General features: G+C 41.9%; 14 protein-coding genes. All 14 read left to right on the top strand.

From position 1 onward, the window contains the following. Window positions 1-13: 13 nt before the first annotated feature. Window positions 14-895 (top strand): putative zinc-binding metallopeptidase, encoded by an 882-nt coding sequence (locus tag AB5542_RS10035; protein WP_118304924.1) that lies wholly within the window; start codon window positions 14-16, stop codon window positions 893-895. Window positions 896-901: 6 nt separating this feature from the next. Then, window positions 902-3,436 carry a zinc-dependent metalloprotease gene (locus AB5542_RS10040; protein ID WP_279039273.1) on the top strand — a complete coding sequence of 845 codons (2,535 nt, stop codon included), beginning with the start codon at window positions 902-904 and terminating at the stop codon, window positions 3,434-3,436. A gap of 592 nt (window positions 3,437-4,028) precedes the next feature. Next, complete coding sequence (locus AB5542_RS10045; protein WP_087421808.1) at window positions 4,029-4,859, top strand: hypothetical protein; 831 nt, start codon at window positions 4,029-4,031, stop codon at window positions 4,857-4,859. An 87-nt stretch (window positions 4,860-4,946) separates the two neighbouring features. Next, window positions 4,947-5,648: a (d)CMP kinase gene (gene cmk, locus AB5542_RS10050; protein WP_118304926.1), complete on the top strand. Its 702-nt coding sequence runs from the start codon at window positions 4,947-4,949 to the stop codon at window positions 5,646-5,648. After that, a complete protein-coding gene (locus tag AB5542_RS10055; RefSeq protein ID WP_118304927.1) occupies window positions 5,632-6,483 on the top strand; it encodes a 4-hydroxy-3-methylbut-2-enyl diphosphate reductase in 852 nt (283 codons plus the stop codon). Before cmk ends, AB5542_RS10055 begins: the two co-directional genes overlap by 17 nt. 94 nt (window positions 6,484-6,577) lie before the next feature. Beyond that, window positions 6,578-7,558 (top strand): 6-phosphofructokinase, encoded by a 981-nt coding sequence (pfkA, locus tag AB5542_RS10060; protein WP_279039270.1) that lies wholly within the window; start codon window positions 6,578-6,580, stop codon window positions 7,556-7,558. Between the two features lie 18 nt (window positions 7,559-7,576). Further along, window positions 7,577-10,033 carry a primosomal protein N' gene (gene priA, locus AB5542_RS10065; protein ID WP_279039268.1) on the top strand — a complete coding sequence of 819 codons (2,457 nt, stop codon included), beginning with the start codon at window positions 7,577-7,579 and terminating at the stop codon, window positions 10,031-10,033. A 439-nt stretch (window positions 10,034-10,472) separates the two neighbouring features. After that, the gene (locus AB5542_RS10070) at window positions 10,473-11,465 is read left to right on the top strand and encodes an AAA family ATPase (RefSeq protein WP_027199954.1); all 993 of its coding nucleotides are present in this window, start codon (window positions 10,473-10,475) and stop codon (window positions 11,463-11,465) included. 150 nt (window positions 11,466-11,615) lie between these two features. After that, on the top strand, window positions 11,616-12,494 hold the full coding sequence (locus AB5542_RS10075; RefSeq protein WP_270594911.1) for a DUF58 domain-containing protein: 879 nt from the start codon (window positions 11,616-11,618) through the stop codon (window positions 12,492-12,494). Between the two features lie 26 nt (window positions 12,495-12,520). Next, window positions 12,521-13,564, top strand: a complete 1,044-nt coding sequence (locus AB5542_RS10080; protein WP_279039263.1) for a hypothetical protein — start codon at window positions 12,521-12,523, stop codon at window positions 13,562-13,564. An 85-nt stretch (window positions 13,565-13,649) separates the two neighbouring features. Next, window positions 13,650-14,642 carry a vWA domain-containing protein gene (locus AB5542_RS10085; RefSeq protein ID WP_340279450.1) on the top strand — a complete coding sequence of 331 codons (993 nt, stop codon included), beginning with the start codon at window positions 13,650-13,652 and terminating at the stop codon, window positions 14,640-14,642. 84 nt (window positions 14,643-14,726) lie between these two features. Beyond that, window positions 14,727-15,779, top strand: a complete 1,053-nt coding sequence (locus tag AB5542_RS10090; protein ID WP_270542901.1) for a VWA domain-containing protein — start codon at window positions 14,727-14,729, stop codon at window positions 15,777-15,779. Window positions 15,780-15,796: 17 nt separating this feature from the next. Further along, window positions 15,797-16,642: a tetratricopeptide repeat protein gene (locus AB5542_RS10095; protein ID WP_279039260.1), complete on the top strand. Its 846-nt coding sequence runs from the start codon at window positions 15,797-15,799 to the stop codon at window positions 16,640-16,642. Window positions 16,643-16,690: 48 nt separating this feature from the next. Then, window positions 16,691-18,508, top strand: coding sequence for a BatD family protein (locus AB5542_RS10100; RefSeq protein ID WP_279039257.1), 1,818 nt, complete (start codon window positions 16,691-16,693; stop codon window positions 18,506-18,508). Window positions 18,509-18,529 lie beyond the last annotated feature (21 nt).

The raw sequence follows: 18,529 nt of genomic DNA on the forward strand, positions 1-18,529 counted from the left end.
AAAGAAGAATAGGATGAGAACAAATAAATTACTATCGTTAATCATTGTATTAGGTATGGGATTTTCAGCCTGTTATGATGAGAATGACATTCATACGACGAAGGGAGATATTCCTTATGAATTGAAGGAAGGAGGGGATGCGGTCGATCAATATATTTATAAATTTTATCAAGAGAACGGATCAATTATTATGGTTGATTACGATACGATTGATTACCAGTGGAACATGAGTGGACTAGCAAAAAATGTTTATCTGACAAAACAAGAAGACCGAGTAGTTTTGATGAAGGGGTTTTCTATGTTGGAAAAGACATTTTTAAATATCTATGATATAGACTTTAAAAAGAAGTATTTTCCATTGAAATTGTTGATTGGAAAACAAGTGGGCCGGATGAATTGGGGTGTACTGGAGGATAATGCGGCCTTAGCAGGTCTTAGTTATTTGGCTTTAGGAAAAATACGGGAAGGGGTAGAGAATTTATCAGAAGAAGAGTTGAGAAGCATGCGCGAGTCAACTAACGGAGTGTTCTGGCAAGAGTATCTATTACAAAATGGTATTATTCAAGTTCCGGAGAGTTTTTATGAAGTGAGTAAAGGGTATTATCAATCGTTTTTGGAATATTTACCGGAAAATGAGGGGGTGACTGATGTGGATGTAAGAGATTATGGTTTCTGGTATAGAGATCCTTCAAATTCTTATTCATTGGTGACACCTAATAAAGAAGGTGATTTTAAAGATTTTATGGGAGTAATTCTGACGGTTCCTTATGAAGAGTTAAAACCCGTGCTAGATGCTCATAGTAAATTGAAAGATAAATATGACATCTTGGTAAATTATTTTAAAATGAAATATCAGATTGATCTTGTTGCTATTGGAAATAAACAATTTAAATAATCAAGAATGAATGTAAGGACAGGAATACTAATCTTTGCCGGTTTATTACTGGCAAAGACTAGTGAAGCTCAGTTGTTTGGCAAAAAGTTGGGAGAGTTGAGTCCCGTGACAACCAAGCAGGATTCGGCGGTGGGTGCTAGTAATTATGCCGATATTTTAAAAGATGCGGAGGTGCATGAAGGGATGTTTAAAATATTCAAGAAAAAACAGAAAGTGTATTTTGAAATACCTCAATGTTTGTTGGATAAGGAAATGTTGCTTTCTTCACGGGTAACGGCTACAAGTAATAATACCGACGTGTCGGGAGGAGAAATGCCTCTTCATCCGTTATTGGTGAAATTTACACGGGATGATGAACAAGTGTATTTACATCGGTTGAGTCCGTTGAATCAATGCGACCCGATGTCCCCGATTTATCAATCATTGCAAAGAAATAATGTCGAGCCAATAATGGAGGCTTTTAAAATCGTGTGTGAGAATGCAGATTCTACCGGAATTGTGATTGATGTTTCTTTTTTCTTTTGTTCGGACCAGAAAGAATTAAGTCCTTTTAAACCGCGAACCCCGTTGAGTTTTATTCTTGGGGAGAATCCTTTGGAGGGGAGTTTTTCTAGTGATAAATCGACGATATTAGAAGTGAAATCATTTCCTTTAAATCTGAACATTAAAAGTCGGTTAGTGTATACCGTTGATGATTATCCTTTTACAGCTATTATGACTCGTTCGATCATTCTGTTACCGGATGAGCCTATGAGACCGCGTATATCTGATGTCCGAATCGGGTACTTCCCGTTACGAAAACATATTTATACGGAAAAGGTGGACGAGTTGAAAAAAGTAGATTATATCCAACGATGGCGAATCGAGCCTAAAGATGAGGATGTGGAGCGCTATCGTAATGGAGAACTTGTGGAACCGAAGAAGCCGATCGTGTGGTACATTGATCCCGCTATTCCGGAACGATGGAGAAAATACATTAAGTTAGGGGTTGAAGATTGGCAGGCGGCCTTTGAAGAAATTGGTTTTAAGAATGCGATAGTAGCTAAAGATTATCCGGTGGATGATCCGAATTTTGATCCGGATGATATTCGTTACTCGTGTTATCGTTATATTACTACAGAAACAGCCAATTCAATGGGGCCGGCTTGGATTGATCCTCGTTCGGGAGAAATCATACAGGCTGATGTATTATTCTACCATAACGTGATAAAGTTGTTGCATAACTGGCAATTTGTTCAATTAGCTCAGGTTGACCCTAAAGTGAGGGCAAAAGTGTTTGACGAGGAAACGATGGGGCGAGCATTGCGGTATGTCGCAGCTCATGAAATTGGTCATACACTTGGATTGATGCATAATATGGGGGCATCTTATGCTTACCCGGTAGATTCTTTGCGTTCCGTGACATTTACTCGGAAATATGGAACAACTCCTTCTATCATGGATTACGCTCGTTTTAATTATGTGGCGCAACCGGGAGACGAAGGTGTAAATTTACTTCCCCCACTTTTGGGAGTTTATGATAAATACGCCATAAAATGGGGATATGCGCCTATTGCAGTAGAGAATCCAGAGGCAGAACGTCCGATTCTGAATAAATGGATACAAGAAAAGCAAGATGATCCAATGTATCATTATGGACCTCAGCAGTTTTCTTTGTTTTCGATTGTAGACCCGTCTGCTTTATCTGAATCTTTGGGTAATGATTGTATGAAAGCTAATCGTTACGGGATTGAAAACTTGAAATATATTACGAGCCATTTGTTAGAATGGACGTATGATGAAGGAGTGACTTTTGAGAAGCCAGAAGAACTTTATCGGGAAATATTCAGTCAATATAGGAGGTATATTGAACATATTCTCGTTTATTTGGGAGGTGTTTATTTGGATGCTCCGGTTATGGGTGATCAAAAGAAAGCTTATAAATTCGTAAGCAAGGAAAAACAACAGGAAGCATTAGCTTTTGTATTAGAACAATTACGGGCATTTCCAGATTGGTATTGTCAACCCGAAATAGAACGAAATTTCTCATTCGGGAATACAAAAGTGGCTGAGTATATGGGATTGGTTGTTGGTTCTTTAACGTCAAGTGGTATATTATCGAATCTTTCAGTATGGGAAAAACAGGATGGTAAAGATGCTTATACGCCAGTCGAGTATATGGATGATGTTTATAATCTGGTGATGGAACCAACGCTAAAACGTCAGGATCTTAATCATTACGAACGGGTGATGCAGTACAATTACATCTTGTCATTAATGATGGCCGAGGGAAAAGGGATCACGGGAGAGAAAGGACGACGTTCTTTGGTTGAAGGTGATCATACTGATATATGTTCTTGTTCGACAAGCCATTTGCATGAACGTATGGCTATGAGTCCAGTCGATGGTTCTGACACGAGAATAGTGGCGAATGCTGTTTATCATTATGAGTTGGAAAAAGTTTATAAATTACTAAAACGAGTAATGAATTCTGGAGACCGGGATACACGGGCACATTATCGTAATTTGTATTTCGAGGTATCGAAGTTTTTCGAGAATTAGAATAAGGACGAGATTGATTGAAAAGTTAAATTTTTGGTCAATCTCGCTAATACAATTTTCCGTTGTCTAGTCATACCTTTGAAATTTTCTTAAAATCAAGTGTATGGAACGGTTATATGTATTAATTTTTTTGATTAAAAAGGAGCAATCAGAAAAATTAGTTCCCAATGATTTCCAAGGATTTTATTGATATTACGTGTTGACGAATTTGTCGAGGAAAAGAGGTAGGTTAATATTGGCATCCAATTTATAGATAAATTTGAACAAAACATTCATTTCTGTATCAGTGTGGAGTGTTTGAAAATTAAGATTGTTAAAATTTAAGTGATTCTCATGTAAAAAGAGGGATTCGGGTGAAACATACAATATGTTTAGTCCGTATATAACACCGTAAATATTAAATATTTCACGGATTAGAGAGAAAAAGAATGAGAAGGTTATAAATTTTTATTTAAAGGGGGGATTTGATTCGTTTTTGTAAGTAAAATAATTAATTCATGTTAAATATTAAGTTAAAATCGACTTTTGAGTCACCCTTTTTGCTCCTAAAGGTGTTATATGGGTGTAAGTTCAAATTTAAGTATCAAGTATTATGTTGAAAATTGTATTAATCGTAGGTGTTTTATTATTCAATCTTGTTGGAGTGCAAGCTCACGAGAAGGAGATGGATTCATTGGATAATTTAGTGAAGAAGTTCGAGGCGAATCCTGCGGACCCCCAAACGACAATTCAACTTCTGAGAGAGTTGAAAAACCAAGGGAAGCCGAATCGTGATGTTGTGAACAGGTATTTTCAGACTCAGAAGGAGGCGGATTACTTGAAGGATTATAACTGGTCGATTATCCGGGATTACGTGGATGATGTGAATGCTCCCCAGATTAAATATTTGTTTAACAATCAGTCCAAGTTCATGCAGAACTTCTCGAAGGATGATGTGTTTCAGAAGTTGGATAACGTGTTTGTCGGTCATTTGGAACAATACTACAACAGTAACAAGATCGAGTATAACAAGTATCTGGATTTCTTAAAGAGTAGCGGTTACGAGCATTATGATGTGGTGGCTGACTATTTTTACATCAAGCAATTGCGGGCAGAGCGTAAGTCAGAAGATTATTTCTACAAGGCTAGAAAGTTATTCCGTTATTTCCCCGAGAACAGGAAAATGATCAAGGAGATCACCGATGGTGCGTTGGAGATCATGAATGATGTTTCCCGTTTGAAGGTGATTCAATTGTGGGCAGGTAAAACCGTCGAGTCAAAGAAAGATTTTGATGCCCTTTATAATTATGCCTTGATCTCTAACAAATGTGGTTTCGAGGATGTTGCTAAAAGATATGCTAAGATTGCTACTTCTTTGGCAGAAGAGTCTTCTAACCAGACCATGATGGAGAAGGCAAAGAAATTGTTGCAGTTGGTAAACTAGAATTTGTAACAAAAATATAGCAGGGGGTGATCGTCATGATTACTCCCTTTTTTTGTATCTTCGCAATCTGAACAGATAAAATTGAAAATGGAAAAGAAAGGTTTGATTGTTGCCGTTGACGGCCATTCTTCTACGGGAAAAAGCACGGTATCCAAAATACTGGCTGCACGTTTGGGGTACACGTATATTGACACGGGAGCCATGTATCGGATCGTGACGTTGAAAGCAATGCGTGAAGGATTAATCCGAAACGGGAACGTGGATGATGAGAAGTTGAAAGAAGTTCTTCCGACAATTATTTTCGGTTTTAAATATAACGAGGAAAAAAAACGTTATGAATCTTACATGAATGGCGAGTATGTAGAGGTAGCCATTCGCGGATTAGAGGTTTCTGATAACGTGAGTTTGATTGCTGCGTTGCCTTACGTGCGGGAGTTGCTTGTTGAGAAACAACGGGAGATGGCAAAAGAGGGTGGTGTAATCATGGATGGACGGGATATAGGGAGTGTCGTGTTCCCTCATGCGGAGGTGAAGTTCTTTATGACGGCAAGTCCTGAAGTACGGGCTCAACGACGTTACAAGGAACTGATCGAGAAGGGGGAGCAGGTGACTTATGAAGAAGTGGAAGCGAATGTCCGGAAACGGGATTATATAGATGAACACCGGGAAACAAGTCCTTTGGTGAGAACGTCGGATGCTGTGTTGATTGATAATGGCGATATGACCGTGGAGGAAGAAGTGGAAGAGATGTTAAAGATCATTCGTTCGAAATATGAAAGTAGAAATTGACGAGAATTCCGGTTTCTGTTTTGGGGTTGTGAATGCGATTGCCAAGGCGGAGGAAGAATTGCAACATGGAAGATTATATTGCATAGGAGATATTGTGCATAATAGTTTAGAGGTGGAGCGATTAAAACAGCTGGGATTAAGTACGATAGATCATGATGAATTTGCCCGGTTGAAGGCGTGTCGTGTGTTGTTCCGGGCTCATGGTGAACCACCGAGTTCATACGAACTGGCAAAGAAGAACGGGATTGAGGTGATCGATGCCTCGTGTCCCGTGGTATTGAATTTGCAGAAGAAAATACGAGAGGCATACGAGGAGGTGAGAGCGAACGGGGGGCAGATCGTGATTTATGGAAAAAGAGGACATGCCGAGGTGAACGGGTTGGTAGCACAGACGAATGATGAGGCGTTGATTATCGAGCAAGAGGAAGATTTGAAATCCATCGATTTTTCCCGTCCGGTAATCCTGTTTTCCCAAACAACCAAGAGTTTGGATGGTTTCAAGCGTGTCGTGGAGTTGGTGAAGGAGAATGCGAGGGCCTCCGTGGTAGTAAACGATACAATCTGCCGTAAGGTGGCAAATCGAATCCCGCAGTTGAAAGATTTTGCAGCAAGACATGATGTGATCTTGTTTGTTAGCGGGGAAAAGAGTTCCAACGGGAAGCAACTTTTCGAGGTTTGTCGGGAGGTGAATTCCCGGACTTATTTTGTGCAGGGGGTGAAAGACCTGCGTGATGAGATGTTTGATAAAGCCGATAGTGTCGGAATCAGTGGGGCTACTTCAACACCGAGGTGGGTGATGGAAGAGATAAAGGAGGGGTTAAAAGCTAAAAACTAAAAGTTAAAAGCTAAAACTAAAAAAATAAATTATAGAATTGGGGGTATAGAGATTAACATTTTTAATTTCCAATTTTCAATTAAACATTGTTTTTATGGGAAAGATTAAAAAAATAGGAGTTTTAACTTCAGGAGGCGATGCTCCGGGAATGAATGCCGCTATTCGGGCGGTTGTGAGGGCCGCTATTTTTAATGGCTGTGAGGCTTATGGTATTTACGATGGATATGAGGGATTGATCGAGGGAAATATTGTGCGTATGCATTCCCATGACGTGAGTAATATTATTCAACGAGGAGGAACGATCTTAAAGACGGCCCGTAGCGAGGAATTCCGTACACCGGAGGGACGTACGAAAGCTTACGAGAAGATGCAGAAATTGGGAATTGATGCATTGGTCGTGATTGGTGGGGATGGAACTTTTTCCGGAGCCCGGTTGTTCTGTCAAGAGCATAACGTGCATATTGTCGGGATTCCCGGTACGATAGATAATGATCTTTACGGGACGGATTACACGATTGGATATGACACGGCGGTAAACACTGTGGTGGATGCCGTGGATAAGATCCGGGATACGGCAAGTGCTCATAATCGTTTGTTCTTTATCGAGGTTATGGGACGGGATGCCGGATTTATTGCGTTACGGTCGGCCGTGGCTACGGGAGCCGAGGCTGTTCTGGTTCCGGAAATCGAGACGGATTTGAATGACTTGGATCGTTACCTGGAACATGATTATAAACCTCATAAGTCAAGTGGTATCGTGATCGTGGCAGAAGGTGATAAATCAGGTGGAGCGTACACGATTGCCGATCAGATCGCTAAAAAACATCCCGAATATGATGTGCGAGTAACCGTTCTAGGTCATATCCAAAGAGGAGGATCACCTTCCGCTTTTGACCGCGTGACGGCTAGCACGTTGGGAGTGGCGGCAGTGGATGCTTTGTTGGATGACCAGACCAGTATCATGGTTGGGATTATGAATAAGGATATTGTTCATGTTCCTTTTAACAAGGCTATCAAGAATTCAAAACCGTTAAATCATAATTTGTTGGACATTACGGAAGTTTTGTCTATTTAAAATCTAAAATTAATTCGTTTGTTGTACGCGGATGTCATTATCCCTCTGGGAGTGGAAAGTTTTTTTACTTATTCGGTACCGGAAGAATATGAACATTCGGTAACGGTAGGTGCGCTCGTGGTCGTTTCATTTGTTAAGAATAAACGTTACACGGGTGTTGTCTATGCGTTGCATACGAATCCGCCTGTCGGATTTGAAACAAAACCGATAGAACGAGTTATCGAGGAAGGATTCGCTCTTTCTGGTTCTCATCTGAAATTTTTATTGTGGCTCAGCGAGTATTACATGACGCCACCGGGAGAGGTTATGCGTGCAGCATTACCTGTTTCGATGCGCTTGGAGAGTTACACGAGTTTGAGTTTGGTGAACGGCTGGGAAGAGCGGTTGGTAGATGAAAGTGAATTAAGCCGGGAAGAGAAGGAGATCATGGGAGTATTTCGAGAAAGAGGTGAGATATGTATGGCCGAAGTCGAAAAACTCTTGAGGAGAAAGGATGTCTATGTTGCTGTTCGAGCCTTATTGGAAAAAGAAATTATCGGAATCAAGGAGTCGGTAGATGATCTGTTCAAGCCTAAAATTGAGCGTTTGGTGAGATGGAAACGAAAGTTCACGAGTGAAGAATTGGACGGGATTCTTGATAGCTTAAAACGGGCGAGGGCTCAATACAAAATGCTGTGTGATTGGGTGTATTATAGCGACGAGCATCGGGTCGAGGGGGTGCCTAGAACGGAGTTTATTCAGAAAATCGGTAGTTCGGCCTCGGCCTTGAAAGGATTGTGTGAACGGGGCGTGTTGGAAATTGTTGTGCAGGAAGTCAGCCGTTTAGAGGTATCTAAAGAGGAAGTGGAGGATGTACACGCTTTGTCGGGGGCGCAAGAAAAGGTTTTGGGCGACATTCAATGGTATTACAAGGAGAAGGATTGTGTCTTGTTGCAGGGCGTAACTTCTTCGGGTAAGACTGAAATATATATTCATCTGATACAAGAGACGCTAAGGCAAGGAAAACAGGTGTTGTACTTGTTACCGGAAATTGCGTTAACAGTACAGATCGTGAAACGCCTGCGACGGGTCTTTGGGGATCAAGTCGGCGTTTATCATTCGGGTATGGCAGATAGTGCCCGGGCGGAGATGTGGCGTAAACAGAATGGTACGAATCCTTATCCCGTGGTGTTGGGTGTGCGGTCATCCGTGTTCTTGCCTTATAAACAATTGGGTTTGGTTATTGTTGACGAGGAGCATGAAAGTTCTTACAAGCAAAAAGAACCGGCACCCCGCTATAACGGTCGTGATGCCGCTATAATGCTTGGAAAGATGAGTGGGGCAAAAATATTGTTGGGTTCAGCAACACCTTCTTTTGAAAGTTATCAGAATGCCCTAAGCGGGAAATATGGTTTCGTGCAACTGACAACCCGTTACGGGGAAGTGATGATGCCGGAACTGTTGTTCGTGGATATGAAGGAGTATCGTCGTAAAAAGATGATGAAAGGGAGTTTTACTCCGGTTTTGTACGAGGAAATGAAACGGGTGTTGGAGAGCGGGATGCAGGTGATTTTATTCCAGAATAGACGGGGGTATTCGACTTATTTACAATGTGACCGTTGCGGTTCCATCTTGAAATGTAAACATTGCGATGTGAGTATGACTTATTATCGCTACCGGAACACGCTGAATTGTCATTATTGCGGGAGCCTGCGGGCTGTTCCGGCCGTGTGTCAGGAGTGTGGGCAGGGACATTACGTGAATCGTACTCCGGGAACGGAACGGATAGAGGAAGACGTGAAACAGTATTTCCCGAAGGCCCGGATTGCCCGAATGGACTTGGATGTGATGAGTAATAAGGCAAAGTTCAGGGCTTTAATCGATGATTTTGAAAGTGGAAATTTGGATGTGCTGATCGGCACACAGATGGTTTCGAAAGGGTTGGATTTTGAACGGGTGAAACTTGTCGGGGTGATGGATGCCGATAGTCTGATGGGATTTCCCGATTTCCGGGCAGAGGAGCGGGCTTATGATATGTTGATGCAAGTGAGTGGACGCAGTGGACGAAAAGGTGAGCGCGGAAAAGTGGTAATTCAGGTAACAGATATGCAAAGTCGAGTGTATCAGTTGGTGAGGAAGGAAAACTATAGAGAGTTTTACACTCAGTTATCCCAAGAACGGGAAATGTTTAACTATCCCCCCTTTTCCCGGTTGATTCAGGTAGAGTTGAGGCATGTGGATGAGGTGGTTTTGAGAAATGCCGCAAACGAGTTAGCTAGGTTGCTGCGGGAACGGTTGGAACGTAGGGTATGCGGCCCGGCAGAACCGGATGTGTCCCGGGTTAGAAAAATGTATCGGATACAAATTCTGATAAAGGCGGAACAAGGTCTTTCCCTGTCAAAATTGAAAGCATTCTTAAAGCAGAAAAGTGATGAATTGGTGAAAACTCCTATTGGTAGGGGAGTGCGTATTTATTTCGATGTTGACCCGTTATAATTGGGTTGTATTTTGTCGCTAGTATCGGACGTTGAGCATGATTTATTTCTTATCTTTGTTTGGAACGAAGGCCGTTCCGACTGTTTCGTCGAAAAATATATAGGTTATTGTTAAGTCATAAAATCTTGATTTTTGCTTACTTTTTGAGAGTGGTCTGTTAACAAGTATGTCATGAGAAAAGGTGAAATGTTAAAAAATAGACCATATCTTAGTAATATTCCGTATTTTAAGAGGAGATTAGAAATTATTTGGGAAAACCTTAAAATTTGTTTTAACATTATTTAGTGTCTTTGATTTTAACATTTGGCGGAATAATCTCTATTTTTGGAAAAACAGAAAACGGTGAAGATACAGATTCTCTTTTTGAGGAGATTGAAACCGAAGTGGAATATTTACGTTAGACAAAGTAGTAATATAAATCAATATAAAAATCAATGATATGAATACGGTTGATATCAAAGCATTGAATGAGCGCATACAGCAAGAGAGTTCTTTTGTGGATATGATTAGTATGGAGATGAACAAAGTGATCGTCGGACAGAAGCACTTGGTAGAAGGACTGATGATCGGTATGCTTTCTAATGGACATATTTTGTTGGAGGGAGTTCCCGGTTTGGCGAAAACCTTGGCGATAAATACACTAGCACATATTATTAATGCTAAATTCAGTCGAATCCAGTTTACCCCGGATTTGTTACCGGCTGACGTTGTCGGTACGATGATTTATTCTCAGAAAAGAGAAGAGTTCGTGGTGAAGAAAGGACCGATTTTCGCTAACTTTATTCTGGCGGATGAGATTAACCGGGCCCCGGCGAAAGTGCAATCGGCCTTGTTGGAGGCGATGCAGGAGCGTCAGGTGACTATCGGGGATATGACTTACAAGTTGGAAGAACCATTCTTGGTGATGGCAACCCAGAATCCGATCGAGCAGGAAGGAACTTATCCTCTTCCCGAGGCTCAGGTTGACCGTTTCATGTTGAAAGTGGTGATTGATTACCCGAAAAAAGACGAAGAAAAATTGATCGTTCGTCAGAATTTGGAGAAAATTTATCCCCAGTCTAACACGATCCTACAACCGGAAGATATTCTGCGGGCTCGTGAGGTGGTGAAGGAGGTTTACCTGGACGAGAAGATCGAGAAATATATTGTTGACATCGTGTTTGCAACACGTTACCCGCAAGAGCATGGCTTGGAAAAATTCGTTTCCATGATTGCTTACGGGGCATCTCCTCGTGCTAGTATCAGTTTGGCCAAAGCAGCACAAGCGTACGCTTTCATTAAACGTCGCGGATATGTAATCCCGGAAGATGTTCGTGCTGTTTGTCATGACGTTCTGCGTCATCGTATCGGTTTGAGCTACGAGGCTGAAGCGAATAACTTGACCAGCGAGGATATTATCAGTGAAATTTTGAACACGGTAGAGGTACCTTAGTGATTGAAGACCGATTAATTTACGATTTGTGAATTACGATTTACGTTTAAAAAAGCATTGATTTGCGGTCGGAAATCATAAATCTAGAATCATAAATTAAAGAGGGTTGGAATTTAAAATCTAAAATTTTTAAATCTAAAATTAACTAAGGTGGAGACTTCAGATTTATTAAAACGTGTCAGGCAGATTGAGATAAAGACTCGGGGATTATCGAGTAATATCTTTGCGGGGGAGTATCACACGGCTTTTAAAGGTCGGGGAATGACGTTTAGCGAGGTGCGGGCCTATCAATACGGGGATGACATCCGAAGTATTGACTGGAACGTGACCGCTCGTTATAACCATCCTTACGTGAAGATATTCGAGGAAGAACGGGAGTTGACCGTGATGTTGTTGATTGACGTGAGTGCCTCGCGTAATTTCGGTACGGTGTCGAAACTGAAAAAGAATCAGATTACCGAGATTGCGGCCGTGTTGGCTTTCTCTGCCATTCAGAACAACGATAAGATTGGCGTGATCTTCTTTTCTGACCGGATCGAGAAATTTATTCCGCCGAAGAAAGGACGGACACATATTTTGCATATCATCCGGGAATTGGTGGATTTTTATCCGGAACACAAGGAAACGAATATCTCTGTGGCGTTGCAATATCTGACAAATGCGATCAAGAAACGGTGTACTTGTTTCCTGATTTCCGATTTCATGGATGATCACGATTTCGAACACCCGTTGATTATTGCCAATAAGAAACATGACGTGGTGGCTTTGCAATTGTACGATCGTAGAGAGAAAATATTGCCTCCTGTCGGGTTGATGTACTTGACGGATGCGGAGACAGGAGAAAGTGTTTGGGTGGATACATCCGACAAGAAAGTCCGGGACGAGTTCGAAGCGTATGGCATCGAACGAGACAAGGAACTGGATCGGATATTCAAACATGCCGGTGTCGACATGGCATCTATCAGCGCTGATGAAGATTACGTGAGGTCATTGATCACGTTATTCAAGAAAAGAGGGGCTGGATATTAATTGAACATTGAAAATGGAGAATTAAAATGAAAAATAGAATTATTCTATTCGTAATTATCCTACTAGGTTGTGTCAGTGCTTTGAAAGCACAAAATCGGGAATATAGTGCCGAGATTGACACGAACTATATCATGATCGGGGATCAGATTCATTTCCGGATGAAAGTGAAGGCTGAACCGGGTGTGAAAGTGGCATTCCCTCAATTGAAGGACACGATAGCACAAGGAATCGAGATTATATCCGGGCCGGTTCATGATTCTATCATGGAAAAGGACGGACGGGTACTCGTGCAGGAAAGTTACGTGATAACTTCTTTTGATTCGGGCGTGTTCGTGATTCCACCAATGCCCATTGAGATTCAACAGGAAAGTTATAATAACACGCTGCGTACTGATCCGTTACACTTGATCGTGAATACTTTCGTGGTTGATCAGCAGAAAGGAAATTACGATATTGTAATGCCTTTGGCTGCCCCGTGGACATTTGCCGAGATATTACCTTACTTGTTATGGACATTGTTGGGAATCGTGGTGATTCTTCTGGTTGTCTGGATTATCAAAGTTCGGAAATCCCGTAAGAGTCTTTTCCATCACGAAAAACCGGCAATTCCTCCGTACGTGTTGGCCATGAAGGCTTTGGAGGAGATCAAGAAGGAGAAATTATGGCAGAGTGGAAAGACCAAAGAGTATTACACGCAATTAACTGACACGATCCGGAATTATTTGGATGGAGAATTGGGTATCTCAGCGATGGAACAGACTTCTTTCGAGACTTTGAAGGCTTTGGAGAAATGCGAGCAGGTAGGTGCAAAGCAACGGGATAAGTTGGCAGATATGTTTGAAACGGCTGATTTCGTGAAGTTTGCTAAAGCGGAGCCGTTGCAGGATGAGAACGTACGGAATTTGGATATTGCCTATGATTTTGTACAGGAAACTAATGATACAATTCGAGCCGAGCATGAGAAAGAACGCCTGGAGCAGGAGTTGAAAGAACAACAGGAGAGGGAGGCGAGAGAGAAGGCGGAAAAGGAAGAGAAGGAAACCGGAGAGGAGAAAGATAACGGAAATTAATTTATGATTTATGATTTACGATTTATGATTTGTTTGCAATCAAAACCTTAAATCAAGAAATTAAATAGAATCTAAAATAGAAGATATGTTTGGATATGAATTTGCAAATCCCGAGTACTTTTGGTTGTTGTTGGTGCTGATACCAATGATTATCTGGTACATATTCAAGGAGAAACGCTCGCATGCTGATTTGAAGTTTTCTTCAATCCGGGTGTTCAAGCAAATGAAACGGGGTAGCCGGATCTGGTTACGTCATTTGTTGTTTGCAGCTCGGGTTTTGGCCATTCTATTTTTGGTTCTGGCATTGGCTAGACCGCAATCCAGCACGAGTTGGCAGACCTATAACAGCGAGGGTATTGATATTATGCTGGCATTGGATATTTCCGGTAGTATGTTGGCACGAGATTTTACTCCTGATCGACTGGAGGCAGCCAAGGAGGTTGCGACTAAGTTTATATTGGAGCGTCCTCAGGATCGTATCGGGCTGGTTGTTTTTAGCGGGGAAAGTTTCACGCAAAGTCCTTTGACGACGGATCAAGCCGTGTTAGTCAACGTGATGAAGGATATTCATAGCGGGATGATTGAAGATGGAACAGCTATTGGCCTCGGGTTGGCAAATGCGGTAAATCGTTTGAAGGACAGCAAGGCGAAATCCAAGGTGATCATTCTTTTGACGGATGGAGTCAACAACCGGGGAGCGATTGCACCGATGACGGCTGCAGAATTGGCAAAAACTTTTGGTATCCGGGTTTACACGATCGGTGTCGGGTCTTTGGGTGAGGCTCCTTATCCCGTGCAAACGTCCTTTGGGATGCAATTACAGCGAATGCCGGTTGAGATAGATGAAGATATATTGACCCAGATTGCTGACATGACAGGCGGTAAATATTTCCGGGCAACAGATAACAAAAAACTGGAGCAAATTTATCAGGAGATTGATCAATTGGAGAAGAGTAAGGTAGAAGTCAAACATTTCAGTCGTAAGAACGAGCAGTATTTCTATTTTGCTTTGATCGGGGCTTTGTTATTAATTGTGGAGGCGTTAGGGCGATACACGTTGTTGAGGAAAATTCCATAATTGTAAGTTTTAAATCTTAGATTGTGAATTGATGCAATCCGGAATTTAAAATCTAGAATCATTAAATTTAAAATTGAAAGGGTTATGTTTAGATTTGCACATCCTGAATTATTATACTTGCTGATTATCATACCATTGTTGATTGTTTTTTACGTGGTAGCAAGGATTCGGAAGAAAAAAGCGATTGCTGAATTCGGGAGTCCCGAATTACTGTCAACACTGATGCCTTTGCAATCTTATAAGCGGGAGACATTAAAATTTATACTTGTTCTGGTAGCTTTGTTTTTCGTCATTCTTGGGGTTGCAGGTCCTCAGTTCGGGTCAAAATTGCAACAAGTAAAAAAAGAGGGCGTGGAGTTAATTATTGCGTTGGATGTGTCAAATTCCATGATGGCGCAGGATATAAAGCCCAGCCGGTTGGATGCGGCGAAACAGGCCATTTCCCGAATGGTGGAAAAATTAAGTGATGATAAAGTGGGATTGATCGTATTTGCAGGGGATGCTTACGTGCAATTGCCGATCACGACGGATTATTCTTCGGCTAAATTATTCCTATCTGGAATTAATACCGATATTGTCCCGATACAGGGTACGGCGATAGGAACGGCAATAGATTTGGCTGCGAAGTCGTTTACCCCGGACACGGAGGCATCGAAAGCGATTATCGTGATCACGGATGGTGAAAACCATCAGGACGATGCGATTGCCGCGGCTAAAGCTGCCCGGGAAAAAGGTATCTACGTACACACGATCGGGATGGGATTGGCACAAGGAGGACCGATCCCGGAGAAGGGAAATCCCGGACAATACATGAGAGACGGGAGTGGTAACCCGATTATATCCAAGCTGGACGAGGAAACATTGAAAGAGATTGCCAAGGCCGGAGAGGGAATATTCGTGCGGGCAAGTAATTCGAACGTGGGATTAAACACCTTGTTGGACGAGATTGATCGTATGGACAAGACATTATTGGAAGAACGGGTATTCAGTGATTATGCTGAAAAATACCAGTATTTCCTGATTATGGCATTGATATTCGTGTTGCTGGATTTCATGGTATTGGGACGTAAAAACAAGAATTTCTTGAAGATCAATATATTTGGAAGTGAGACGAAAAGTGTTGAAACGAATCGGTAAATTTTAAACGAGACATTATGGTGAAGATATTGATAACGATGATAGCAGCTGTAGTTATAAGTTTACCATCGGCTGCGCAACAGGAACGAAAGTTTATTCGGGGTGGGAATGATCTGTTTAATAAACAGGATTTTGAGAAGGCTGAAGTGGAGTATCGTAAGGCTTTAGATACGGAAGTGAAATCATACGAGGGTGCGTTTAACCTGGGAGATGCGCTTTATAAACAGAAAAAGTTTGACGAGGCATTACAACAATTCCAATCGTTGGCACAGAATGAAAAAGACAAGGAAAAATTAGGAGAGTTGTATCACAACATCGGAAATACTCTTTTGGCCATGAACAAGTTGGATGAGAGTATCGAGGCTTATAAACAGTCGTTGAGAAACCGTCCGAATTCCCAAGAGACAAAGTATAACCTGGAGTTTGCCCGCAAGCAGAAACAGGATCAACAAAATCAAGATCAAAATCAAGATCAAAATAAGGACCAGAATAAGGACCAGCAGGATCAAAATAAAGATCAACAGAATCAAGATCAGAACAAAGATCAGAATAAGGACGAGAATAAAGATCAAAACAAGGATCAAAACAAGGACCAGCAAGATCAGAATAAGGATCAACAAGATAAAGATAAACAGGATCAAGATCAGAAAGATCAACAGAATAAAGACCAGCAAAACAAGGATCAACAGAATAAGGATCAACAACAGCAGGACCAACAGGCCCAGCCTAAAATCTCTAAAGAGGATGCCAAACGCTTGTTAGAGGCTTTGGAGGCAGATGAAAAGAAAACACAGGAAAAGGTACAGAAAGATAAAGTTCAAGCTCAAAAGGCAAAGAAGATGAAGATTGAGAAAAACTGGTAACTTTGTACGTTTTTCCATAGAGATAATAAAGAATTAAAAGATAAACAAATGAAGTCATTCATTATCATATTGCTATTATGCGTTATTGGTGGGTCTAAGTTATTTGCCCAAAAGACAGAATTTATCGCATCCGCACCTTCCGTTGTGGAAGTCGGGGAGCAATTCCGTCTTTCCTTCGTGTTGAACAACAAGGGGGAGAACTTACAGGTTCCCACGATAAAAGGGTTTGATTTACTGGCAGGACCGTCATTGAGTACGTCTTCTAACATCACGATTATCAATGGCGATATGAAACAAAATCAAGAGTACACGTACACTTATATTTTGGAAGGACAGGAAGAAGGAGAGTTTACGATCGAGCCGGCCACGATCACCGTGGATGGTAAAGAGTATAAGTCCCAGCCCTTGAAGATAAAAGTGATTAAAGGTTCTGGGAAACCTCGAAATAATGCCCAAAGTTCCGGGGATGTTTCTGAGAACCGGGGAAGTACTTCGATTACGGATGATGATTTGTTCCTGCGAATGGATGTGAGCCGCAACACGCTTTACGTGGGTGAGAGTTTGACTGCCACGTTGAAAGTATATGCCCGGGTAAATCTGGTTGATGTGCAGGGGAAAAAGATCCCGCCTTTTGACGGGTTCCTGACAGAAGACGTGAAGATTCCCCAGATTCATTTGGAACGTGAGGAATATAACGGGAAAATATATGATCGGGTAGGCGTGTTACAAAAAACGATTCTTTTCCCGCAACATGCCGGGACGTTGACGATCGAGCCTTACGAGTTGTATTGTCTTGTCCGCCAACGGGTGGGGAGTCGTGGTGGTAGTATCTTTGATGACTTTTTCGGGAATTCCCGTGATGTCCGTGTACTCTGCAAGAGTAAACCCGTGAAAATTACCGTGAAACCTTTACCAGAGGCCGGAAAGCCTTTAGGATTTAGCGGTATGGTGGGAACCCTTGCCATGACAACCTCTATGTCAACAGATACCTTGAAAGCGAATGATGCGTTGACGTACAAGGTGGTGTTACGCGGGAATGGAAACATGAAATTGTTAGAGGCTCCGAAAATCACTTTCCCGCATGATTTTGACGTGTACGATCCGAAAGTGACCAGGGATATAAGCGGAACGTCCGGAACCGTTACTTTTGAATATCTCGTGATTCCTCGTTATGCGGGGGATTACAAGATTCCAGCCGTGCAATATTCCTATTTTGACCCGCAAGCCGGGGCTTATAAGATGTTGAAGGGAAAGGAGTATTCTGTTCGGGTTGAAAAGGGAAATGAATCCAGTCAAGGATCCGGGGAGGCAGCCTTACAGTCGTTCAAGAAAGAAGATGTCAGGATGTTGGGACAGGATATTCGCTACATCAAGACACACAAGAACGACCTCCGTCCGAAGGGAGTGTTGTATTTCGCCACGATGGAATACTGGTTGAGTTTCTTGATTCCTTTTGTACTTTTCGTGGTCGGGATGATTCTTAATCGTCGCCGGATCAAGGCAAATGCCGATTTGGTACGGGTGAAGAGTAAAACGGCGAATAAAATGGCTCAGAAACGTTTGCGGGCAGCCTCTGTTGCGATGAAAGCCGGAAACTCCGAGCTATTCTATCAAGAGACGTTGAACGCTTTGTGGGGATATGTTAGTTATAAATTGAACATAGCCGCATCAGAATTGAATCGGGACAATATCAGTGATCACCTGACTCGTCGGGGGGCAGACGCGACGTTAATTCAGAGCTTTATCGAGGTGCTCGATCATTGCGAGTACGCTCGTTATGCCCCGGGTGCTAATCAAGGAGAAGAGATGGATAACGTGTACAAGGATAGTATATCTATTATCACGAAATTGGATAAAGCGATATGAAAGCTAAAAGTTAGAAACTAA

Source organism: Butyricimonas sp. RTP31003st1_G1_RTP31003_210430, from assembly GCF_040920905.1.
GTDB lineage: Bacteria > Bacteroidota > Bacteroidia > Bacteroidales > Marinifilaceae > Butyricimonas > Butyricimonas paravirosa.

Bases quoted from the DNA above. Each gene is read 5' to 3' on its own strand.
- AB5542_RS10035 (WP_118304924.1), top strand. From the start codon at position 14: ATGAGAACAAATAAATTACTATCGTTAATCATTGTATTAGGTATGGGA.
- AB5542_RS10040 (WP_279039273.1), top strand. From the start codon at position 902: ATGAATGTAAGGACAGGAATACTAATCTTTGCCGGTTTATTACTGGCA.
- AB5542_RS10045 (WP_087421808.1), top strand. From the start codon at position 4,029: ATGTTGAAAATTGTATTAATCGTAGGTGTTTTATTATTCAATCTTGTT.
- cmk (WP_118304926.1), top strand. From the start codon at position 4,947: ATGGAAAAGAAAGGTTTGATTGTTGCCGTTGACGGCCATTCTTCTACG.
- AB5542_RS10055 (WP_118304927.1), top strand. From the start codon at position 5,632: ATGAAAGTAGAAATTGACGAGAATTCCGGTTTCTGTTTTGGGGTTGTG.
- pfkA (WP_279039270.1), top strand. From the start codon at position 6,578: ATGGGAAAGATTAAAAAAATAGGAGTTTTAACTTCAGGAGGCGATGCT.
- AB5542_RS10070 (WP_027199954.1), top strand. From the start codon at position 10,473: ATGAATACGGTTGATATCAAAGCATTGAATGAGCGCATACAGCAAGAG.
- AB5542_RS10080 (WP_279039263.1), top strand. From the start codon at position 12,521: ATGAAAAATAGAATTATTCTATTCGTAATTATCCTACTAGGTTGTGTC.
- AB5542_RS10085 (WP_340279450.1), top strand. From the start codon at position 13,650: ATGTTTGGATATGAATTTGCAAATCCCGAGTACTTTTGGTTGTTGTTG.
- AB5542_RS10090 (WP_270542901.1), top strand. From the start codon at position 14,727: ATGTTTAGATTTGCACATCCTGAATTATTATACTTGCTGATTATCATA.
- AB5542_RS10095 (WP_279039260.1), top strand. From the start codon at position 15,797: ATGGTGAAGATATTGATAACGATGATAGCAGCTGTAGTTATAAGTTTA.
- AB5542_RS10100 (WP_279039257.1), top strand. From the start codon at position 16,691: ATGAAGTCATTCATTATCATATTGCTATTATGCGTTATTGGTGGGTCT.